This is a genomic window from Armatimonadota bacterium, from assembly GCA_025059775.1.
Lineage (GTDB): Bacteria > Sysuimicrobiota > Sysuimicrobiia > Sysuimicrobiales > Sysuimicrobiaceae > Sysuimicrobium.
Window position 1 is genome coordinate 1 of sequence record JANXCW010000004.1, and the last position, 21,225, is coordinate 21,225.

Consider the following 21,225-nt stretch of genomic DNA (forward strand, 5'->3'; position numbering starts at 1 on the left):
CACCACCCCTCCCACCCCACAGTCCCCCGCACCCCCCGTATTTTTGGATCGGCTGCTGAGCTGGCTCTACCAGACGGGTGGGGGGGCCCCGGGGCGGGGGTGGGCCGCCGGGCCCCGGGGCCGTATTATGGAGGGAGCTTGGACAACGCGACGGCAGGAGGAGTGCGTGCCAGACCTCTACGACCTCGTGGTGATCGGAGCCGGCCCCGGAGGATACGTGGGGGCCATCCGTGCGGCGCAGCTCGGGATGCGCACCGCCATCGTGGAGCGCAACAAGCTCGGCGGGACCTGCCTGCACCTCGGATGCATCCCCACCAAGGCGTTGCTGCAGGTGGCGGAACTGCTGGAGGAAATACGGCGCGCCCGGGAGTTCGGGATCCGGGCGGAGGAGCCGTCCGTGGACATGGCCGCGGTTCAGCGGTACAAGGACCGGGTGGTGGAGACCCTGCATCGGGGGATTACGTACCTCATGCGCAAGAACGGGATTACGGTGTTCCACGGGAGCGCGCGCCTGATAGGTCCCGGACGGGTGCGCGTCGCGCACCACGACGGATCGGAGACGGAACTGGAGGCCCCACGGGTGCTCATCGCCACCGGTTCGGTTCCCCGCAGCATCCCCGGTGTTCCCATCGACGGAAGCAGGATCCTCACCAGCGACCACGTGGTGCACCTCCAGGAGATCCCCCGCAGGCTGGGAATCCTGGGGGCGGGGGCGATTGGGGTGGAGTTCGCCAGCATCTTTCGGACCTTCGGGAGCGAGATCGCCGTGCTGGAGCTCCTTCCCCGGGTGCTTCCGGGGGAAGACGAGGAGGTGAGCGAGGCGCTGCGCAAGGCCTTCGAGCGCCGGGGCATCAGGGTGTACACGAATGCGAAGCTCCAGGGGGTGGAACCCGCAGAGGACGGGCTGCGCCTGGTGGCCGAACAGGACGGAAAGCCCCTGCAGGTGGAGGTGGATGTGCTCCTGGTGGCCGTGGGGCGCGCGCCCTACCGGGAGGGGCTCGGGCTTGAGTCCGTGGGCGTGGAAGTGGACGAGGCAGGCTTCATCCGGACGGACGCCCGGATGCGCACGAACGTAAAGGGAATCTGGGCCATCGGGGACGTGGTGCACGCGACCCCCATGCTGGCCCATGTGGCGAGCGAGGAGGCGGTGGTGGCCGTGGAGGACATGGCGGGCGGGGATCCCAGGCCCGTGGACTACCTCTCCGTGCCCCGCTGCACCTATTCCCTGCCGGAGGTGGCGAGCTTCGGGCTGACCGAGGCCCAGGCCCGGGAGCAGGGCTACCAGGTCCGCGTGGGACGGTTTCCCTTCGCCGCGAACAGCAAGGCGAGCATCCTCGGGATCCGGGAAGGGTTTGTCAAGATCGTGGCGGATGCGCGGTACGGGGAGCTGTTGGGGGTGCACATGATCGGCCCCCGGGTGACGGAGCTCCTCCCGGAGGGAATCCTTGCCCGGAGCGTGGAGGCCACCGCGGAGGAGATCGTGCAGGCCATCCACGCCCACCCCACCCTCTCGGAGGCGGTCCGGGAGGCGGCCCTGGACGTCCTGGGCCGGGTGATCCACACCTAGGAGGCCAACGAGCCGTGACGCCGGAGATCACCACAACCCCCCAGCACAGGAGCCTGGGCCTCTCGGACGAGGATGTGCTGAGCATGTACTACTACATGATCCTGGCCCGGGTACTGGACGAGCGCATGTGGCAGCTTCAGCGGGCGGGCCGGGCCCGGTTCGTGGTCTCCGCTCCGGGGCATGAGGGCGCGCAGGTGGCCATGGTCTGGCCCCTGGATCGGGAGCGGGACTGGCTCGTCCCCTACTACCGCTCCTTGGCTGCGTGCCTGGTGAAGGGCCTCTCGCCCACGGAGATCCTCCTCTCCGTGCTCGCCAAGGCCCCGGATCCCAGCTCCGGGGGACGGCAGATGCCGGGTCACTACGGCTCCCCCCGCCTCCGAATCCTCTCGGGCAGCAGCACCGTGGGCACGCAGTACCCGCACGCCGCGGGCATCGCGTACGCGGCCAAGCTGCGGCGCACGGGGGAGGTGGTGGTGGTGTCCATCGGGGAGGGGGGCACGAGCGAGGGAGACTGGCACGAGGCGTTGAACTTCGCGGGCGTGCATCGGGTGCCCTGTGTTTTCTGTGTGGAGAACAACCGGTACGCTATCTCTGTACCGGTACGCAAGCAGATGCCGGTGGAGTCCGTGGCGGTGCGGGCCGCGGGGTACGGGATGCCCGGCGTCTCCGTGGACGGATGCGATGTCCTGGAGGCCTACCGGGTGATGAAGGAGGCCTGCGACCGCGCCCGGGAGGGGGAGGGGCCGACCCTGGTGGAGTTCCGGGTGGAGCGTCTGAGCCCCCACAGCAGCGAGGACCAGCAGGAGCGCTACCGCTCCCCGGAGGATCTGGAAGCTGCCCGCCGGCGCGATCCCATCCCCGCGTTCGGAAGTTACCTCCGGTCTGTGGGGCTGTTGGACGATGCCCGGGACCAGGCCTTGTGGGCGAGGGCCCGGCGGGAGGTGGACGAGGCCACGGAGGACGCAGAACAGGCCCCGGATCCCGATCCAGCCACCCTTACCCGGCACGTGTACCACGACCCGGACCCGGACCGGCCCGTAGATTCCGTGTACTGGTTTGGCGGGGAGTGATCGGATGCCGGAGCTGCGGTACCTGGATGCCCTGAATCGGGCCCTCCACGAGGAGATGGCCCGGGACGAGCGGGTGGTGGTGCTGGGGGAGGATGTGGGGGCGAAGGGAGGGGTCTTCGGGGTGACGGCCGGCCTCCTGGAGCGATTCGGGGAGGAGCGGGTCATCGACACGCCCCTTGCGGAGTCCGCCATCGTGGGGTGCGCCATCGGCATGGCCGTAAACGGCCTTGTGCCCATCGCGGAGATCCAGTTCGCGGACTTCCTCCACCCCGCCTTCGACCAGATTGTGAGCGAGGCGGCCCGGCTGCGCTACCGCAGCAACGGTGCGTTCGGGTGCCCCCTCGTGATCCGGGTACCCTACGGTGGTGCGCACGGCACCGCCCTGTACCACTCCCAGTGCGTGGAGGCCTTCTACGCCCACGTGCCGGGCCTGAAGGTGGTGGCGCCCAGCACCCCCTACGACGCGAAGGGAATGCTGAAGGCCGCGGTACGGGACCCGGATCCCGTGCTGTTCCTGGAGCACAAGCGCCTCTACCGCCTCCTCCGGGAGGAGGTACCGGAGGGGGATTATGAGGTACCCATCGGCCCCGCGGTGTTGCGCAGATCCGGCAAGGACCTCTCCGTATTCACCTACGGCTGGATGCTGCACGAGACCCTGCGGGCCGCGGAGATGGTGCGGGGGGAGGGCGTGGAGGTGGAGGTGGTGGAGATCCGCACCCTCCGACCCCTGGACAAGGCCACCATCCTGCGGTCCGTGGCGAAGACCAACAAGGCCCTGGTGGTCTACGAGGACAACCGGTTCTGCGGGTACGGCGCGGAGATCGCGGCCCTCCTGGCGGAGGAGGCCTTCGAGGATCTCGACGGGCCCGTCGTGCGGCTGGGCGGGCCGGACGTGCCTGCGGTGCCCTTTGCCAGGTCCCTCGAGGAGCGGTGGATGCCGGATGCGGAGCGCATCGCGGAGGCCATCCGCCGCCTCGCGTGGTACTGAGGAGCAGCGATGCCTGTGGAGGTGAGGGTGCCGCAGCTCGGGGAAACGGTCTACGAGGCCACGGTGGGGAAGTGGCTGAAGCGACCGGGGGACCGGGTGGAGCGGTTCGAGCCTTTGGTGGAGCTCATCACGGACAAGGTGAACGTGGAGATGCCCGCACCCGTGGGGGGAAGGCTGGTGGAGATCCTGGTCCCGGAGGGGCGGACCGTCCCCGCGGGGACGCCCATCGCCCTGGTGGAGGCAGAGGAGACCGCGGAACCCCCGGAGGGTCCCCAGGGGAGGCGGGGGATGCGGCTCTCGCCGCTTGTGGCCCGACTCGCCCGGGAACACGGGATCTCCCTGGAGGAGGTGGAACGGATTCCGGGGACTGGGGCGGGGGGGAGGGTGACCAAGCAGGATCTCCTCCGCTATCTGGAGCAGCGTAGGGCCCCTTCTGCCGGGGAGGTGGCGCCGGTGGGGGAGGAGCGGGAGGATCGCCTGATCCCTCTGGATCCCGTCCGCCGGACCATCGCGGAGCGGCTGAGCCGCTCCGCACTGGAGATCCCGCACGCCTACGCCCTGGTGGAGGCGGACGTCACGGATCTGGTGCGGTACCACGAGCACAACCGCGAGGACTTCGAGCGCCGGTACGGGGTCCGGCTCACCTACACCGCCTTCTTCGTGCGGGCCGCGGTGGAGGCCCTCCGGGCCTACCCCGTGGTGAACGCCCAGTGGACGGAGGAGGGGATCCGGCTGCGGGGCCGGGTGCACCTCGGGGTGGCGGTGTCCACGGAGCGGGGGTTGCTGGTGCCCGTGATCCGGGACGCGGACGAGAAGAGTCTAGTAGGAATCGCCCGGGATCTGGACCGGCTCGTGCGGAGGGCCCGGGAGGGCCAGCTCAGCCTGGAGGAGGTGCAGGGCGGCACCTTCACCCTCACCAACCCCGGGGTGTTCGGATCCATCTGGTCCATGCCCATCATCCACCATCCGCAGGCGGCCATCCTGAGCACGGATGCCATCACCAAGCGCCCTGTGGTCCGGGGGGAGGGGATCGCCATCCGGTCCGTGATGCACCTGGGACTGGCCTTCGATCATCGGGTCTTCGACGGAGAGGTGGCGGTGCGGTTTTTAAACCGGGTCAAGGAGTGCCTCGAGGCGGTGGAGCCCGTGACCCGCTAGAGGCGAGAGGAGGAAGAGCATGGCGCTCCCCACGGCAACCTCCGCACCCCTTCCACGGCCTCCCTGGCTGAAGGCGCGGCTTCCCAGCGGGCCCAACTACCAGGAGCTCGTGCGGATTATGCGGAAGCTCCGGCTGCACACGGTGTGCGAGGAGGCCCGCTGTCCCAACATCGGGGACTGCTGGGAACGGCGTACCGCCACGTTCCTGATCCTGGGCAACGTGTGCACCCGGAACTGTGCGTACTGCGCCATCGCCCATGGGCTTCCCAGCGAGGTGGACCTGCAGGAACCCGAGCGGGTAGCCCGGGCGGTGCAGGCTCTAGGGCTGCGGCATGCGGTGATCACCTCTGTGGACCGGGACGACCTGCGGGACGGAGGTGCGGGCATCTTCGCGGCCACCATCCGGAAGATCCGGGCCTACCTCCCCACCTGCAGCGTGGAGGTCCTGATTCCCGACTTCAAGGGGGATCCGGATGCTCTGCGCACCGTGCTGGACGCGGGCCCAGATATCCTCAACCACAACATTGAGACCGTGCGCCGGATCTTCCGCCTGGTGCGCACGGGGGGCAACTACGACCGATCCCTGGAGCTGCTGCGGCGGGTGAAGGCCTGGGGGTATCCCTGCCTCACGAAGAGCGGACTCATGGTGGGGTTGGGGGAGACCTTTGAAGAGGTCTTGGAGACCATGCGGGACCTTCGGGCGGTGGGCTGCGACATCCTCACCGTGGGGCAGTACCTGAGCCCCGGAGAGGGCTACTGGCCCGTGCACCGGTACGTGCCCCCGGAGGAGTTCGCGGAGATCCGGCGCCTCGGGCTCCAGATGGGCTTCCGACACGTGGAGGCCGGGCCGCTGGTGCGCAGCAGCTACCACGCGGACGAGCAGGTGAAGCGGGCGGTGGCTTCGGGGCCATGAGACCTCTGCCCCTGCACTCCCGCCGGATGGCCCCGCCCCTGGTGCTGGCGGATCCTTCCGGGAGCACGGTGGTGCGGCCCCCGTGGGTCTTCCACCGCTCCGTACTGCTCGTGATGGTCCACGGTCCGGCTTGTGCCGCCTGCGCGCACCTGGTGACGGAGCTCCTCGAGCGGGCCTCGGCCTATCGGACCTGGGAGGTGGAACCCATCGTCCTCCGTTCAGGGCCCGATCCGTTCCCGCACCCTTTCCTCCGCCAGCTGCAGGACCCCACGGGTGCCACCCGGAGGGCCTACGGGGGAGGGGATTCCGAGGTGGTTCTGGCGTGCCTCGATGCCCGGGGAATCTACTGGGAAGGGTGGCGGCTGGAGCACCCGGATCCCGTGGACTGGCGGGAGGTGTCCGAGACGGTGCGTTGGGTGGCGATCCAGGAGCCGGAGTGCGCCACCTGTGCCGCAGAGCCCGCCTGGGAGCAGGGTCCCGGAGCAGGGTAACGCCGCGGGGAGGAGCGTGTTGGGATGGAACTGCATCTCGCCACAAAGCGGTGCACGCTCACCTCGGGCGCCGAGAAGGTGCTGAAGCGGCATCTGGAGCGCATCGAACGCCGGCTGCGGCACTTCCCGCCTGACCTCCTGCACCTGGAGCTGACCGTGGAGCGGGCCGCCCGGAAGGAGGAGTACACCGGCAGCGTGCGCCTGCGGATCGGGACGCACGTACTCCCCGCACGGCGCAACCGGTCCGAGACCCTGGAGGGGCTGCTCCAGGCGGCCTTTGAGGACCTGGAGGAGCAGGTCGGACGCTTCAAGGCGCGGTTGCGCCGGGACTACGCCCACGAGCGCAAGCGCGCCTCTCTCCCCGAGGAGGCCCTCCGGGCCCACGAGCGGGCCCTGCTGGAGGAACGGGCCCTTCTGGATTGGGCCCTGGCGGGGGACCAGGAGGCCTTCCACGCCCTGGTGGAGGAGGAGCTTCCCGTCCTGCGCCGGGTGTTGGAGCGTGAGCTCCGGACCGCGGGGCGGGAGGTGACGGAAGAGGTGCTGGAGCACTTCCTGGCAGATGTCCTGACGGTGGCCTTCCGGGAACTTCCGCACAAGCCCGCCCGGTGGACCACGGTCGGGTGGCTTGCCTGGATCGCCCGACGGGTGGTGGGGGAGGAGACCCGTGGGCTCTCCGTGGCGCAGTCTGTGGAGCGCCCGGACTAGCCTTCAGCGCCCTCCGGCCTTCGCGGCCTCCTTTTCCTTCTTCTCCATGATGGCGCTGGAGTGTCCGGGGAAGGCCTTGGCACCGGGATGGAGGTAGGTGTACGCGTTGTTCACCGCGGTGGCCGCCTCCCCGTAGCCCGTGGCGATGAGCTTCAGCTTGCCCGGGTAGTATGTGACGTCCCCGGCCGCGTAGATGCCCGGGCGGTTGGTCTCCATCTTCGTGTTCACCACGATGCTGTCCTCGTAGAGCTCCAGGCCCCATTCCCGGATGGGGCCGAGGTCGCTCACGAGCCCCAGGAAGGCCAGCACCGCATCCACCTCCAAGACCTCCTCCTCACTGGTGCGGTTGTTGAAGATCACCGCGGCCTCCACCCGGTCCCGGCCCTGGAGGGCCTTCAGCTCGTAGAAGAGCTTCACCCGGGCGGGACTCGAGAGGAGCTTGCGCACGGAGTCCTCGTGGGCTCGGAACTGGTCCCGCCGGTGGATGAGGGTGAGCTCCTGGACGAGGGGCAGGAGGTTGAGGGCCCAGTCCAAGGCACTGTCGCCTCCGCCCACCACCAGCACCCGCTTGCCGCGGTAGTCCTCCCGGTTCCGCACCGCGAACTCCAATCCCCGGCCCTCCCACCGATCCAATTCCGGACGGTTGTACCTCTTGGGCGTGAAGGCTCCGATGCCCGCTGCAATGAGGACCACCCGGGTGAAGTGCTCCTGCCCCGTGTGGGTGGTGAGCTTGTAGGTGCCGTCCGGGAGCTGGTCCAACCGCTCCACCCGCTCGTTGAGCACCACGGTGGGATTGTACTGCATCATCTGCTCGATCTGGTTGCGGATGAGGTCCTTCCCGAGGATCTTAGGGAAACCCGCCACGTCGTAGATGTACTTGTCGGGGTACAGGGCCGTCACCTGTCCCCCGAGGTCCGACTGACTGTCGATGATTTTGGTCCGGAGGGCCCGAAAGCCCGCATAGTAGGTCGCAAACAGCCCCGTGGGGCCCGCCCCGATGATGGTGATGTCATACACGTCCATGGCGCCTCCGCTCCGCCGTGGTGTTCCTCCACGGCCATTGTACCGCTCCCGGGCCTGTTTGACACGTCCCGGATCCTTCGGTACCCTGCTGAAGGGAGTTGCCATGCGTACACCTGCCCTTGTCCATCGGCCGCGTGAGTGTATCTGTCCGCGGCGGGGGTAGCCCTCGCGGGCGGGCCCCCGCGTTCCTCCCGGGGAAAATCCAGCAAGATCTGAGGAGGGCGAAACGTGGTCCAGGCACAGTCGCTCCTCACAGAGGAGCAGATGCAACGGTACTCGAGGCAGATCGTGCTGCCGGAGGTGGGGGTCGCCGGGCAGCGGAGGCTGCTGGATAGCAGCGTTCTCATCGTGGGCGCGGGCGGGCTCGGCTCTCCCGCGGCCCTGTACCTGGCCGCGGCGGGGGTGGGGACCATCGGAATCGTGGACGGCGACCGGGTGGACCTCACCAACCTCCAGCGCCAGATCCTGCACTTCACCCACGACGTGGGCCGGCCCAAGACCCAGTCCGCCCGCCGGACCCTGGAGGACGTCAATCCGGACGTTCGGGTGGTGACCTACCAGACGGTGCTCACCAGCGAGAACGCCCTGGAGATCCTGCGACCCTACGACGTGATCGTGAACGGCTCGGACAACTTCCCCACCCGATACCTCGTGAACGACGCCTGCGTGATGTTGCGCAAGCCCCTGGTGGACGCCAGCATCCTCCGGTGGGAAGGGCAGGCGACCACCTTTCTCCCCGGGCGGGGATGCTACCGGTGCCTCTTCCCCTCCCCCCCACCGCCCGGGGCCGTCCCCTCCTGCGCGGAGGGGGGGATCATCGGGGCCGTGGCGGGGTTTCTGGGAAGCTACCAGGCCCTGGAGGCCATCAAGATCCTGCTGGGGGTCGGGGCCACGTTGGTCAACCGGCTCATGTTGGTAGATGTCCTGGAGGGGGACATCCGTTACGTACGCTGGCAGCGGAATCCCCGTTGCCCCGTGTGCGGGGACGAACCCACCATCCGGGAGCTCATCGACTACGAGGAGTTCTGCGGGGTGCCGCTGCCGGGCAGGGAGCTGCACCAGCCGGAGCGCAGGCCGGAGGTCACCGTGGCCCAAGCCGCGGAGCTGCTGGGCCGGGCCCAGTTCGTGGATGTACGGGAGGCCTGGGAGGTGGCCCAGGCCCACATCCCGGGGATGCACTGGATCCCCATGGGTGAGGTGGAGGCCCGGTACGGGGAGATCTCCCGGGACCGGCCCGTGGTGGTGTACTGCGCGAGCGGGCAACGCAGCGGCAAGGTCACCGAGTGGCTACGGGCCCGGGGCTATGACAACGTCTACAACTTGGCGGGCGGGATCCTGGCCTGGCAGAATGCCCAACAGCCCGTGGCCACGGGCCTCCCGGAGCGGGTGGAGGCGGGGAAGGCCCGCTAGGCGTTTGACATCGGGTCAGCGGGCGCCTACAATCGGCTTGACGCCACAAGGAGGGGGGATGGTGATCACCATCACGCCGAGTGCGGCGAGCAAGCTTCGGGAGTTGGTGGCGCAGAGTGGGACTGCGGATGTCTACCTGCGCCTGTTCGTCACGCAAGGGGGGTGTGAGGGGTTCTCGTACGGGATGGCCCTGGACACGGAGCGGAGGGAGGATGACGTCGTCCTGGAGCAACACGGCATCCGGCTCGTGGTGGATCCCCTGACCCTGCGTCTGATGCGGGGGTCGTGCATCGAGTACCGGCGTACCCCCATGGGCGAGGGATTCGCGGTCTACAACCCGCGGGCAGTGGCCACCTGCGGCTGCGGCCACTCCTTCAAGGTGGCGGAGGAGGAGGGGCAGGTAGAGCCCTGCGGCGAGGCGGAGCCCGTGTGAGGAGGAGACGGATGCGCGAGGCGCTGGAAAGCCAGGAGCGGGATCTCTATGAGCGGGTGGAACGGGTCCTGGAAACCATCCGACCCTATATCCAAGCGGATGGCGGGGATATCGAGCTGGTGGATGTGCAGGACGGGATTGTACAGATCCGGCTGGCGGGTGCCTGTGTGGGGTGTATGTACTCCCTCATGACCCTGCAGGCGGGCGTGGAGCGCATGCTCCGGGAGGAAATTCCCGAGATCAAGGCCGTGGAGGCAGTTCCCTTCTAAGCTGCCCCCCCAGAAGAGCAAGAGGGCCCCCGGAGGGCACGGGGGCTTTTTTCGTCTACCATAAAGGTGAAGGTCATGGAGGCAGGTGATCCTCAATGTCCTCCCAGGTGACGACCTGGACCCGGGTTTTGCGGAAGGTAGACGATTACCGGTGGATGATCCCCCAGGACTACAAGCCGGGGATGCGGGTCCCGGGCCTCGTGTACGCGGACGAGGCCATGCTCCACCAGATCGGCCAGGACCAGGCCCTGGAGCAGGTGGCCAACGTGGCCACCCTGCCGGGGATCGTCCGGTACTCCCTGGCCATGCCGGACATCCACTGGGGCTACGGCTTCCCGGTGGGCGGGGTGGCGGCCATGCGGGTGGAGGATGGGGTCATCTCCCCCGGCGGCGTGGGCTACGACATCAACTGCGGCGTCCGGTTGCTCCGCACCAACCTCACGGAGGAGGAGGTACGGCCCAGGCTCCGGGAGCTGGTGGACGAGCTGTTCCGCAACGTGCCCTCCGGGGTAGGAAGCACCGGCAAGGTGCGGGTCTCCATGCAGGAGATCGACGAGGTCCTGGCGTACGGCGCCCAGTGGGCGGTGCGCCGGGGGTACGGACGGGAGGAGGATCTGGAGACCATCGAGGCGGGCGGGAGGCTCCTGGACGCGGATCCCGGGAAGGTAAGCCCGCGGGCCAAGGAGCGGGGAAAGGACCAGATCGGAACCCTGGGCTCCGGGAACCACTTCCTGGAGGTCCAGGTGGTGGAGGAGGTCTACGACGCGCGGGCCGCGAAGGTGATGGGCATCGAGCGGCCGGGACAGGTGGTGGTGTTCATCCACACGGGCTCCCGGGGCCTCGGGTACGCGGTGTGCGAGGACTACCTCCGGGTGGCGGACCGGGCCATCCGGCAGTACGGCATCACCCTTCCGGACCGACAGCTGGCGTGCATGCCCTTCCGCTCGCCGGAGGGTCAGGACTACTTCCGGGCCATGTGCTGCGCCGCCAACTTCGCGTTCGCGAACCGCCAGATGATCACCCACTGGGTGCGGGAGTCGTTCACGAGGGTGCTGGGACGGCCGCTTCAGGAGATCGGACTCGAGGTGGTCTACGACGTTGCCCACAACATCGCAAAGCTGGAGACCTATCCCGTGAACGGGAAGACGGAACGGCTGGTGGTTCACCGCAAGGGTGCCACCCGGGCGTTCCCGCCGGGCCACCCCGAGATCCCCGCCCGCTACCGAGAGATCGGGCAGCCCGTACTGATTCCCGGCGACATGGGACGGTACTCCTTTGTGGCGGTGGGCACCGAGCGGGCCATGGAGGAGACCTTCGGGAGCACCTGCCACGGTGCGGGCCGGGTGCGGAGCCGCAAGGCGGCCTTGCGGGAGCTGCGGGGGGTGGACATCGCCCGGGTCCTGGAGCAACGGGGGATCCTCGTGCGCGCCCAGAACCGCAGTCTCCTGGCGGAGGAGGCGAGCGAGGCCTATAAGGATGTGGCGGACGTGGTGGAGGTGTGCCACCACGCGGGGATCTCCTACAAGGTGGCGAAGATGCGGCCCCTGGGAGTGGTGAAGGGGTAAGGTGGAGTTCGCGCTCACGGAGTCCCACCGCATCCTGCAGCAGACCGTGGAGACTTTCGCGGCCCGGGAGATCCGGCCGCATGCGTCCCGGTGGGACGAGGAATCCCAGTTCCCTCAGGAGCTCGTTTGCCGTCTGGCCTCCCTAGGGTTGCTGGGGATGACGATCCCGGAGCGGTACGGGGGAAGCGGGCTGGATCTCGTAAGCCAGGCCCTGGTGATCGAGCGGCTGGCGGGGGCCGATGGCAGCCTGGCCCTCACCGTGGCCTCCCACGACGGTCTCGCTGCCTTGCACATCGCGGCTTTCGGGAGCGAAGCCCACAGGGCCCGCTATCTCCCCCGGCTCGCCTCCGGGCAGGCCCTGGGGGCTTGGTGCCTCACGGAGCCGCATGCGGGCAGCGACGCGGCCGCGATCTCGACCCGGGCGGAGCGACGGGGAGATGGCTATGTGCTCACGGGCACGAAGGCCTTCGTGACCCAGGGCTCGGTGGCGGGCGTGTACGTGGTGCTGGCGAAGACGGACTCCCGAGCCGGCCGCCGCGGCATCAGCGCCTTCCTGGTGGAGCGAGGCACTCCGGGCGTGCGGGTGGAAAAGCGGGAACGGAAACTGGGGCTGCGGGCCTCGGACACCACGGAGGTGGTTTTTGAGGAGGTGGAGGTCCCCGCGGAGAACCGCCTCGGCGGGGAAGGAGAGGGGTACGCGCAGGCCCTGTGGGTGCTGGAGCGGGACCGGATCGGGATCGGGGCCATGGCCATCGGCCTCGAGCGAGCGGCCCTGGAGGCGAGCCTCACCTACAGCCGGCAGCGCATCGCCTTCGGCCAGCCCATTGCGCACTTCCAGGCCATCCAGGGGATGCTGGCGGACATGCATACGGAGCTGGAGGCGGGGTGGCTGTTGGTCCTGCGGGCTGCCTGGCTGGCGGACCAGGGGCTTCCGTTCCGGAGGGAGGCGAGCATGGCGAAGCTGCTTGCCTCCGAAGCGGCCCGTAGGGCCGCGGAGCGTGCCGTACAGATCCACGGAGGCTACGGCTTCATCCGGGACTATCCCGTGGAGCGATACTATCGGGACGTGAAGCTCTGTGAGATCGGGGAGGGAACGAGCGAGATCCAGCGCCTCATCATCGCGAAGGAGATCATCGGAGGATCGTCATGATCACCACCGTGGTGGGGAGCTACCCTAAGATTCCCGACCCGCCGGCATCCGGCCGGTGGCGGAGCGCGAAGGAGAAGCTGGAACGGGGGGAGATCTCACCGGAGGAGTTCCTCCGGGTGGAGCGGGAGGTCACCCTGGAGGTGATCCAGGAGCAGGTGGAGGTGGGGATCGAGCTCATCACCGACGGCCAGATTCGATGGGAGGACTCCCAGGCGTATTTCGTCCGGGGGCTCACGGGGTTCACCCTGAACGGCCTTCAGCGATGGTTCGATACGAACACGTACTACCGCATCCCCGTGGCGGAAGGCGAAGTGCTCTGGACGGATCCCATCAGCGTGGAGGACTACCGGTTCGCCAAGGCCCACAGCCCCAGGCCCGTCAAACCCGTGGTCACGGGACCCTATACCCTCGCCCGCTTGAGCCAGAACCGGTACTACGCCACCTTTGAGGACTTCGTCCTGAACCTGGCCCTGGCCTTAAACCAGGAACTGCGGGCCCTCGATGCGGAGGATCCGCCCCTCATCCAGGTGGACGAGCCCGCCATCCTCCGGTACAAGACCGATTTCCCCCTCTTCCGGGAAGCCATGATCACCCTGACGGAAGGGGTACGCTCCCCCCTCGCCCTGTACACCTACTTCGGGGACGTGGCCGGAATCTATCCCGAGATCCTGGATCTTCCCTTCGACGCCATCGGCTTCGACTTCGTGGCTGGCCCGCGGAACTGGGAGGTGCTGGAGAAAGCCCCCTTCGAGAAGTGGCTGGGGTTCGGGATCCTGGATGCGCGCAACACGCGTCTGGAGAGCGTGGAGGAACTCCTGCGGGCGCTGGATCGTGTCTCCCGATACGTCCCCCTGGACCGGATCTACCTCAATCCGAGCGCGGGGCTTGAGTTCCTGCCCCGACCGGTGGCCCGGGCCAAGCTGCAGCGTCTGGTGGAGGTCAAGCGGGCTGCCCTGGGAGTCGGCGTATGATCTCTTCACACCTCCTTCCCACCACCACCGTGGGGTCTTTCCCCAAACCCCCTGATCTCCTGGCGGCTCGGCGGAAGTACCGCCGCGCCCAGCTGGATCGGGAAGCCCTCCGGGATCTGGAGCGGCGGGCCACCCAGGAGTGGATCCGCCGACAGGAGGCGTTGAGACTGGACATCCTGGTGGACGGGGAACAGTACCGAGCGGACATGGTGACCTTCTTCGCGGAGGAGCTCGATGGGTTCCGGATCGCGGGGATGGTGCGGGCGTTCGGAAACCGGTACTACCGAAAGCCCGTGGTAGTCGGTCCCGTGGGGCGGCGGCATCCTCTCGTGGTGGAGTGGTTTCGGTTCGCCCAATCCCTGACCGCGAAGCCGGTAAAGGCGGTTCTCACGGGCCCCTACACCCTCGCGGAGTGGTCCTTCAACGAGTACTATCCACAGCGGCGGACCCTGGTCCTGGATCTTGCCTGGGCCCTCGGGGAGGAGGCCCGGGACCTGGTGCGCGCGGGAGCCCGGTACATCCAGATCGATGAACCCGCCATCCACAGTCGGCCCGAGGAGGACTTCGAACTCGCCCGTGAGGCCTTGACGAGGATCACGGACGGTCTGGAGGCCTACACCATTGTGCACATCTGCTACGGGGACGTGGCGAGGATCTATCCCGACATGTTGCGGTTGCCCGTGAACCAGATCGACCTGGCCCTTGCCAACACGCGGTACGCCCTGCTGGAGGTGTTCCGGATGCATCCCTTCACCCGGGATGTGGGGCTCGGCGTGATCGACGTGCTCCACCCCCGAATCGAGCCCGTGGAGGAGGTGGTGGGAGGGATCCAGCGCGCCCTGAAGGTCTTCGCACCGCATCAGGTGTCCATCTCGCCCGACTGCGGCCTGCGGACGTGCACCGTGGAGGGGGCCGTGGCGAAGCTGCAGGTCATGGTGGAAGCGGCCCGTATCGTGCGCACCATGGTCCCGTGACGGAATCCAGCAGATCCCAACGCCGTCGTCGGCGGAGGAATCCGTCCGTCGCTCCGCCTGCAGCATCCCGGCCTCTTGTTCAGGGGGTTGCGTACACGGGCGCGCGTTTCTTCCGGGTCCCCCCCCGGCAGGTGTACGGGATGGTGGCCCGGCTGGACCGCCTGCCGCGGTGGAGCGGGGTATGGATGTGGGCGGAGGTCGTGGAGCGTAAATCCCAGGGGGTCACCGTGCGCCTGCGGGGGTATCTCGCGGGGATTCCCGTGGAATCCGTGATCCGGGCTACCCTGGTCCCGCACACCCGGGTGACCTGGCAGCAGGCGTACGGGACCTTCCTGGAGTACTCGGGGAGCTTCCAAGTGGAGGCGGCGGAGGAAGGCGCTCTCCTCCGCTACGGGGTAGAACTGAACCCCGGGATTCCCTTCCTCTTCCCTGAGGCGGTTCACCAGATCCTGGTCCAGGAGGTGGAGCACACCCTGAACCGCCTGAAGTGGAGCGCGGAGCGGGACATCCTGAGCGAGGAGCTTCGGCTCCAGCGGGGACGGGGGCAGACTCAGGATCCGGAGGACGGGAGCCCTGAGAACGCGTCCGAGGCGTGAGATGCTGCTCCGCCTGCTCACGGAGGAGGACGTTTACCTGTTCCGGGAGGGGACGCACCTCCGGGCGTACACAAAGCTCGGAGCGCACCCCGTGGAGGGCGGGACGTACTTCGCGGTGTGGGCGCCGAACGCGGTGCGGGTCTGCGTGATGGGCGACTTCAACGGGTGGGATCCGGGCCGCCACCCTCTGTCCCCTCGCGGAGGTTCCGGCATCTGGGAGGGATTCGTCGCGGGAGTGGGGCCCGGAGCCCTCTACAAGTACCGCATCGTGTCCCGGTACGGGCCGGTCCTGGACAAGGCGGATCCCTTCGCGTTTCAGGCGGAATCCCCGCCCGGTACCGCGTCCGTGGTCTGGGATCTCACCTACGAGTGGACGGATGCGGAATGGATGACGCGTCGGGCACAGCACAATGCCCGGGAATCGCCCATCGCCATCTACGAGGTACACCTGGGCTCGTGGCGACGCCGGGAGGACGGCGGTTTTCTCTCCTACCGGGAGCTGGCGCCGCTGCTGGCGGCGTACGTGCAGGAAATGGGGTTCACCCACGTGGAATTCCTGCCCGTGATGGAGCACCCGTACTACGGCTCCTGGGGCTACCAGATCACCGGCTACTTCGCGCCCACCAGCCGCTACGGTACTCCCCAGGACTTCATGTATCTGGTGGACACCCTGCACCGGCATGGGATCGGCGTGATCCTGGACTGGGTTCCCTCCCACTTCGCCACGGACCCGCACGGCCTGGCTTTCTTCGACGGCACCCATCTCTACGAACACGCGGATCCCCGGCGAGGTCTGCATCCCGACTGGGGAAGCGCCATCTTCAACTACGGCCGCCATGAGGTCCGCAGCTTCCTCCTCAGCAGCGCTCTGTTCTGGCTCGACTGCTACCACGCGGACGGGCTCCGGGTGGACGCGGTGGCCTCCATGCTCTACCTGGACTACTCCCGGCCCGAGGGGCAATGGATCCCCAACGAGTACGGCGGGAGGGAGAACCTGGAGGCCATTGCCTTTTTGCGGCGGATGAACGAGGCAGTGTACCAGAACTATCCGGACGTGCAGACCATCGCGGAGGAGAGCACCGCCTGGCCCCTCGTGTCCCGTCCCACCTCCCTGGGGGGGCTGGGGTTCGGGTTCAAGTGGGACATGGGCTGGATGCACGATACCCTACAGTACATGGGGCGGGATCCCATCTACCGCAGGTACCACCATGAGGAGCTCACCTTCCGCATGCTCTATGCCTTCGCGGAGAACTTCGTCCTCCCCTTGTCCCACGACGAGGTGGTGCATGGGAAGCGCTCCCTGCTGGAGAAGATGCCCGGAGACGACTGGCAGAAGTTCGCGAACCTGCGGTTGCTGCTGGGCTACATGTACGGACAGCCCGGCAAAAAACTCCTCTTTATGGGCTCAGAGTTCGGACAGCGGCGGGAATGGAACCACGAGACGCAGCTGGACTGGCATCTGCTGGCAGATCCCCGCCACCGGGGCGTGCAGCGGTGGGTAGTGGATCTCAACCGTGCCTACCGTGCGGAACCCGCCCTCCACCAACTGGACTGCGAGCCGGAGGGATTCGAGTGGGTCGAGCCCCACGACCGGGACCGGAGCGTCCTGGTGTTTCTGCGCAAAGGCCGACAGGGCGACCTGGTGCTGGTGGCCTGCAACTTCACCCCCGTTCCCAGGCCCCACTACCGCGTAGGGGTCCCCCGGCCTGGGTACTGGCGGGAGATTCTCAACAGCGATGCGGAGATCTATGGGGGGTCTGGATGGGGCAACCTGGGAGGAGTGCGGGCGGAGGCAGAGCCCGCCCACGGCCGGCCGTACTCCCTGGACCTGACCCTTCCGCCCCTTGGGGTGGTGTTCTTGCGGTGGGAGCGGGGATGAAGGTCCTCCCAGGACGCCCCACCCCCCTCGGTGCTCACTGGGACGGGCAGGGGGTGAACTTCGCGATCTCGAGCGTGCACGCGGAGGCGATCGAACTCCTCCTGTTCGATCGGCCGGAAGATCCAGAGCCGGCCCATGTGGTGCCTCTCCCCGGGCGCACGGGCTCCATCTGGCACGGGTACCTCCCGGGGATCCGTCCGGGGCAGCTGTACGGCTACCGGGCGCACGGCCCCTATGATCCCTCCCGGGGCCACCGCTACAACCCGCACAAGGTCCTGCTGGACCCGTATGCGAGGGCCATCGGTCGGAACCTCCGCTGGCACGACAGCCTCTACGGTTACCGGGTGGGGGACCCTCGGGCGGACCTCTCCTTCGACGCCCGGAGCAGCGCCCCCTATGCGCCCTTGGCCGCGGTGGTGGATCCCGCCTTCGACTGGGAGGACGACCGCCCGCCCCGAGTTCCGTGGGAGGAGACGGTGATCTACGAGACCCACGTGAAGGGGATCAGCAAGCGGCATCCAGAAGTCCCGGAATTGCTGCGGGGGACCTTCCTGGGGCTTGCTTCGGAGCCCGTCCTGGATCACCTCCGCCGCCTCGGGGTCACCGCGGTGGAACTCATGCCCGTGCAGGCCTCGGTCCAGGACCGGAGGTTGGTGGAGCGGGGCTTGGCGAACTACTGGGGGTACAACCCCCTGGCGTTTCTGGCCCCGGATCCCCGGTTCGCCGTGGGCGGGGGGATCGATGCGGTGCGGGACTTCCAGGCCATGGTGCGGGCCCTACACCGGGCGGGGCTTGAGGTGATCCTGGACGTGGTGCTGAACCATACGGGGGAAGGGGACCACCGAGGTCCCACCCTTTCCCTGCGGGGGCTTGACAACCGCACGTACTACGCGTTGCGGTCAGAGGACCCGCGGTTCTACCAGGACGCGACGGGGACCGGAAACACCCTGGACTTCTCCCGTCCTCCCGTGGTGCAGCTGGCCCTGGACACCCTCCGGTACTGGGCCGTGGAGATGCACGTAGATGGATTCCGTCTGGACCTCGCCCCGGCCCTGGGCCGGATGGGGGATCGGGTGGACCTGTGTTCCGCCTTCTTCGAGCGGGTGGCGCAGGATCCCGTGCTCTCCCGGGTGAAGCTCATCGCGGAACCCTGGGACCTGGGGCCGGGTGGGTATCAACTGGGACGGTTTTCGCCGCCCTGGCGGGAGTGGAACGACCGGTACCGGGACGCGGTGCGGCGGTTCTGGCGGGGGGAAGGGGGCATGGGTGGGGAGGTGGCGGTGCGGATGACGGGAAGCCCGGATCTCTTTGCTTCGCGGGGACCCCTTTCCTCCGTGAACTATGTCACCTGCCACGATGGGTTCACCCTGGAGGACCTGGTGAGCTACCAGCGCAAGCACAACGAGGCGAACGGCGAAGGGAACCGGGACGGCCCCGAGGAGAACTACAGCACGAACTGCGGGGTGGAAGGGCCCAGCAAGGACCCTGCGGTGGTTCGCTGCCGGGAGACCCTCAAACGCAGCCTTCTCGCCACCCTGCTGCTCTCCCAGGGTGTTCCCATGCTGCTCGGAGGGGATGAGCTCTGTCGTACCCAGGGCGGGAACAACAACGCCTACTGCCAGGACAACGAGCTCTCCTGGTACGACTGGAATCTGGATCCCCGCCGGGAGGCCTTCCTGCGGTTCGTGCAGAGGTTGATCGCCTTCCGCAGGCACCACCCGATTTTCCGCCAGAATACTTTTCCCTCCGCCCGGTGGTGGCACCCCGCGGGCCGGGAGGTGGCGGGTGGGGAGTGGGAAACCCTGCGCGCGTTCGGCATGCTCCTTTCGGGCAAGGGACAGGGCTTCCTGGTGCTCCTCAACGGCGACGACAACCCCGTGTGGTTTAGGCTCCCGGAGAGCCCGGAGGGCTGGAGGTGGCTGTGGAGTACGGATCCAGAGGACGACACGGAACCCGGACTCCTCAGGGAATGGGCGGTCCTCCCGCCGCGTCAGCTGACGGTGCTGTGCACAGGCCGGTGGAGTGGACGGGAATCCGGTTCTCCGCGTGAGGCTAGGTAGGAGACGGGACGTGCGCCCTTTTGGAATCCAGTCCGCCTACTGGGACATCTCGGGCCGCCTACGCAGAGCTTCTCCCGATGCCGTGCGGGCGGTGGGGGAGGCCTTGGGAGTGGATCCGGAGACCCCTCCTCTCCCCGTGGAGCCCGTGACCGTGGCGTGGGACGGACGGGTCCGGATCCTCCTGCGGCTCCGCGCGGCCCCAGATCGGGTGGCCTGCTGGGTGCGGCGGGAGGACGGCAATGAGGCAGCCTGGCGTCACCTCACCGCGGTACCCCGAAGACCTGGAGCGTGGGAGGTGCGGTTGCCGGGCCGGTTCCCTTTCGGGGTGCACCAGGTGCGGATGGAGCTCGGGGGAGAGACCTACAGCACCACCTTGCTCTCAGCTCCCCGCCGGATCCGTGCGCCCGGCGGGAAATGGGGGGTGTTCGTGCCCCTCCACGGGCTGTGGTCCCGCACCAGCCAGGGCATCGGGGACTTCGAGGACCTCCGGAGGTTCGGGGAGTGGGTGGCCTCGCACGGGGGACAGCTGGTGGGGACCCTGCCCCTTCTGCCCGTGCTTCCCGAAGATCCCAGTCCCTACCGTCCCCTGAGCCGGCTCGTGTGGGGTGAGCTCTTCGTACACCTGCCCGATGGCCAAGGATCCACAGAAGGACACCTCGTGAACTACCGCGCGGTCTTCGCCCGGAAACGGAATCAGCTGCTGGAGCAAAGCGCCCGCCTGGGGCCAGAGGAGGAGGCGGAGTTCCGGGCCTGGCTTACGGCGCATCCCTATGCGGAGGACTATGCCTGGTTTCGGGCTGCCCTGGAGCGGTTCCCACCCTCGTGGCGGACCTGGCCGGAGGTCATGCGGGAGGGCGGGGATTCCCGGGAGGTCCCCCTGGAGGCGGTCCGGGCGTATGCCTACGGCCAATGGCTGGCCCATCGGCAGCTGGAGCGCGTGGCGCGCACGGGCCCTGGTCTGTATCTGGACTTTCCCCTCGGGGTGCACCCGGATGGCTATGACGCTTGGCGGTTCCGGCACCTCTTCGTGGAAGGAGTTTCCGTGGGAGCTCCCCCGGATCCCTTCGCGGCCCAGGGCCAGGACTGGGGCTTTGCGCCGCTGCACCCCCTACGCATCCGCGAGGAGGGATACGCGTACCTGCGCAGCTGCCTCGCGCACCATCTCCGGGTGGCCCGACTCCTCCGGGTGGACCACGTGATGGGGCTTCACCGGCTCTACTGGATCCCCCGAGGGTTTCCCGCCTCCGAGGGCGTGTACGTGCGATACCCCGCAGACGAGTTCTACGCGGTACTCCTGCTCGAGGCCTGGCGCCACGGGGCCGGAGTGGTGGGGGAAGATCTGGGGACGGTCCCCCGGGCGGTGCGGTCCCGGTTGGACCGGCACGGCCTGTGGCGGATGTACGTGCTGGTGTTTGAGGGGGAGCCCTCCGGCCCGCGACAGCCCCCTCCGAACACCGTGGCCTCCCTGGGAACCCACGACACCCCACCCTTTGCTGCCTTCTGGACCGGGGAAGACGTCGGGGATCGGCAGGCCCTGGGGCTCCTGGACCCGGAACAGGCGTGGAGGGAGCGCACGCATCGGGAACGCGTGGTGGCGGGTCTTGCGCGGGCCTTTGGGGTGGATCCTGGGGACGTGACACAGGCCCTGCGCGCGAGCCTGCGGTTCCTGGCTTCCAGTCAGGCCGCGTGCGTGGTGGTGAACCTGGAGGACCTCTGGCTGGAGCGGAGGCCTCAGAACCTCCCGGGAACCGCAGACCACCAGTACCCGAACTGGCGGCGAAGGCTCCGGTACGCCCTAGACGAGCTGGATTCCCTCCCTGAAGTCCGGTCCACCCTCGAGGAGGTACGTCTGGGCCGGAGCGGTGCCCACACCCCGGGGACAGGAGTTCGGGCTTGATGCCCCTCGCCGGGAGTGGTAGCTTCTCGCCGGGGAGCCGATCCACCCGTTGAAATGCGGACCTGCTTTGTCCTGTTTTTCCCGCCGTGACAGGATCCTGAGCACA

19 protein-coding genes are annotated in these 21,225 nt (G+C 68.2%); 18 read left to right on the top strand and 1 reads right to left on the bottom strand.

Features of this window, described 5'->3' with window-relative positions; all coding sequences use genetic code 11:
* The first annotated feature begins 127 nt into the window (after window positions 1–127).
* From lpdA to N0A24_03925, 7 genes are all read left to right on the top strand, one after another.
* The gene (gene lpdA / locus N0A24_03895; GenBank protein ID MCS7172539.1) at window positions 128–1,567 is read left to right on the top strand and encodes a dihydrolipoyl dehydrogenase; all 1,440 of its coding nucleotides are present in this window, start codon (window positions 128–130) and stop codon (window positions 1,565–1,567) included.
* Between the two features lie 83 nt (window positions 1,568–1,650).
* Window positions 1,651–2,637 carry a thiamine pyrophosphate-dependent dehydrogenase E1 component subunit alpha gene (locus N0A24_03900; protein MCS7172540.1) on the top strand — a complete coding sequence of 329 codons (987 nt, stop codon included), beginning with the start codon at window positions 1,651–1,653 and terminating at the stop codon, window positions 2,635–2,637.
* A 4-nt stretch (window positions 2,638–2,641) separates the two neighbouring features.
* Window positions 2,642–3,625, top strand: a complete 984-nt coding sequence (locus tag N0A24_03905) for an alpha-ketoacid dehydrogenase subunit beta (protein ID MCS7172541.1) — start codon at window positions 2,642–2,644, stop codon at window positions 3,623–3,625.
* Between the two features lie 27 nt (window positions 3,626–3,652).
* Complete coding sequence (locus N0A24_03910) at window positions 3,653–4,783, top strand: 2-oxo acid dehydrogenase subunit E2 (GenBank protein ID MCS7172542.1); 1,131 nt, start codon at window positions 3,653–3,655, stop codon at window positions 4,781–4,783.
* Window positions 4,784–4,802: 19 nt separating this feature from the next.
* Complete coding sequence (gene lipA / locus N0A24_03915; GenBank protein ID MCS7172543.1) at window positions 4,803–5,696, top strand: lipoyl synthase; 894 nt, start codon at window positions 4,803–4,805, stop codon at window positions 5,694–5,696.
* Entirely contained in the window at window positions 5,693–6,187 is a 495-nt protein-coding gene (locus N0A24_03920; protein MCS7172544.1) for a hypothetical protein, read from the top strand. The genes lipA and N0A24_03920 overlap by 4 nt, the downstream gene beginning before the upstream one ends.
* Window positions 6,188–6,211: 24 nt before the next feature.
* Complete coding sequence (locus N0A24_03925; GenBank protein MCS7172545.1) at window positions 6,212–6,892, top strand: hypothetical protein; 681 nt, start codon at window positions 6,212–6,214, stop codon at window positions 6,890–6,892.
* Window positions 6,893–6,895: 3 nt separating this feature from the next.
* On the opposite strand, the gene N0A24_03930 is transcribed toward N0A24_03925, so the two are convergent.
* Window positions 6,896–7,915, bottom strand: coding sequence for an NAD(P)/FAD-dependent oxidoreductase (locus N0A24_03930; protein ID MCS7172546.1), 1,020 nt, complete (start codon window positions 7,913–7,915; stop codon window positions 6,896–6,898).
* Between the two features lie 228 nt (window positions 7,916–8,143).
* Here N0A24_03930 and moeB point away from each other — a divergent pair, with 228 nt between their 5' ends.
* The 11 genes from moeB to N0A24_03985 all read left to right on the top strand — a co-directional run bounded on the left by moeB (window position 8,144) and on the right by N0A24_03985 (window position 21,119).
* Window positions 8,144–9,325 carry a molybdopterin-synthase adenylyltransferase MoeB gene (gene moeB, locus N0A24_03935; GenBank protein ID MCS7172547.1) on the top strand — a complete coding sequence of 394 codons (1,182 nt, stop codon included), beginning with the start codon at window positions 8,144–8,146 and terminating at the stop codon, window positions 9,323–9,325.
* 58 nt (window positions 9,326–9,383) lie between these two features.
* Window positions 9,384–9,758, top strand: coding sequence for an iron-sulfur cluster assembly accessory protein (locus tag N0A24_03940; protein ID MCS7172548.1), 375 nt, complete (start codon window positions 9,384–9,386; stop codon window positions 9,756–9,758).
* 11 nt (window positions 9,759–9,769) lie between these two features.
* On the top strand, window positions 9,770–10,027 hold the full coding sequence (locus N0A24_03945; GenBank protein MCS7172549.1) for a NifU family protein: 258 nt from the start codon (window positions 9,770–9,772) through the stop codon (window positions 10,025–10,027).
* A 95-nt stretch (window positions 10,028–10,122) separates the two neighbouring features.
* Window positions 10,123–11,592, top strand: coding sequence for an RtcB family protein (locus N0A24_03950; protein ID MCS7172550.1), 1,470 nt, complete (start codon window positions 10,123–10,125; stop codon window positions 11,590–11,592).
* Window position 11,593: 1 nt separating this feature from the next.
* Complete coding sequence (locus tag N0A24_03955; GenBank protein ID MCS7172551.1) at window positions 11,594–12,742, top strand: acyl-CoA dehydrogenase family protein; 1,149 nt, start codon at window positions 11,594–11,596, stop codon at window positions 12,740–12,742.
* Entirely contained in the window at window positions 12,739–13,713 is a 975-nt protein-coding gene (locus N0A24_03960) for a methylcobamide--CoM methyltransferase (GenBank protein MCS7172552.1), read from the top strand. Before N0A24_03955 ends, N0A24_03960 begins: the two co-directional genes overlap by 4 nt.
* Window positions 13,710–14,687, top strand: coding sequence for a methionine synthase (locus N0A24_03965; protein MCS7172553.1), 978 nt, complete (start codon window positions 13,710–13,712; stop codon window positions 14,685–14,687). The genes N0A24_03960 and N0A24_03965 overlap by 4 nt, the downstream gene beginning before the upstream one ends.
* The gene (locus N0A24_03970; GenBank protein MCS7172554.1) at window positions 14,684–15,283 is read left to right on the top strand and encodes an SRPBCC family protein; all 600 of its coding nucleotides are present in this window, start codon (window positions 14,684–14,686) and stop codon (window positions 15,281–15,283) included. The genes N0A24_03965 and N0A24_03970 overlap by 4 nt, the downstream gene beginning before the upstream one ends.
* Before the next feature lies 1 nt (window position 15,284).
* Window positions 15,285–17,162, top strand: a complete 1,878-nt coding sequence (glgB, locus tag N0A24_03975) for a 1,4-alpha-glucan branching protein GlgB (GenBank protein ID MCS7172555.1) — start codon at window positions 15,285–15,287, stop codon at window positions 17,160–17,162.
* The gene (gene glgX, locus N0A24_03980) at window positions 17,159–19,222 is read left to right on the top strand and encodes a glycogen debranching protein GlgX (GenBank protein ID MCS7172556.1); all 2,064 of its coding nucleotides are present in this window, start codon (window positions 17,159–17,161) and stop codon (window positions 19,220–19,222) included. Before glgB ends, glgX begins: the two co-directional genes overlap by 4 nt.
* 10 nt (window positions 19,223–19,232) lie before the next feature.
* Window positions 19,233–21,119, top strand: a complete 1,887-nt coding sequence (locus N0A24_03985; protein ID MCS7172557.1) for a 4-alpha-glucanotransferase — start codon at window positions 19,233–19,235, stop codon at window positions 21,117–21,119.
* Window positions 21,120–21,225: the final 106 nt, after the last annotated feature.

Coding starts and splice junctions, on each gene's coding strand:
- lpdA (MCS7172539.1), top strand. CDS start 128: ATGGAGGGAGCTTGGACAACGCGACGGCAGGAGGAGTGCGTGCCAGAC.
- N0A24_03900 (MCS7172540.1), top strand. CDS start 1,651: ATGTACTACTACATGATCCTGGCCCGGGTACTGGACGAGCGCATGTGG.
- N0A24_03905 (MCS7172541.1), top strand. CDS start 2,642: ATGCCGGAGCTGCGGTACCTGGATGCCCTGAATCGGGCCCTCCACGAG.
- lipA (MCS7172543.1), top strand. CDS start 4,803: ATGGCGCTCCCCACGGCAACCTCCGCACCCCTTCCACGGCCTCCCTGG.
- N0A24_03920 (MCS7172544.1), top strand. CDS start 5,693: ATGAGACCTCTGCCCCTGCACTCCCGCCGGATGGCCCCGCCCCTGGTG.
- N0A24_03925 (MCS7172545.1), top strand. CDS start 6,212: ATGGAACTGCATCTCGCCACAAAGCGGTGCACGCTCACCTCGGGCGCC.
- N0A24_03930 (MCS7172546.1), bottom strand. CDS start 7,915: ATGGACGTGTATGACATCACCATCATCGGGGCGGGCCCCACGGGGCTG.
- N0A24_03940 (MCS7172548.1), top strand. CDS start 9,384: ATGGTGATCACCATCACGCCGAGTGCGGCGAGCAAGCTTCGGGAGTTG.
- N0A24_03945 (MCS7172549.1), top strand. CDS start 9,770: ATGCGCGAGGCGCTGGAAAGCCAGGAGCGGGATCTCTATGAGCGGGTG.
- N0A24_03950 (MCS7172550.1), top strand. CDS start 10,123: ATGTCCTCCCAGGTGACGACCTGGACCCGGGTTTTGCGGAAGGTAGAC.
- N0A24_03960 (MCS7172552.1), top strand. CDS start 12,739: ATGATCACCACCGTGGTGGGGAGCTACCCTAAGATTCCCGACCCGCCG.
- N0A24_03965 (MCS7172553.1), top strand. CDS start 13,710: ATGATCTCTTCACACCTCCTTCCCACCACCACCGTGGGGTCTTTCCCC.
- glgB (MCS7172555.1), top strand. CDS start 15,285: ATGCTGCTCCGCCTGCTCACGGAGGAGGACGTTTACCTGTTCCGGGAG.
- glgX (MCS7172556.1), top strand. CDS start 17,159: ATGAAGGTCCTCCCAGGACGCCCCACCCCCCTCGGTGCTCACTGGGAC.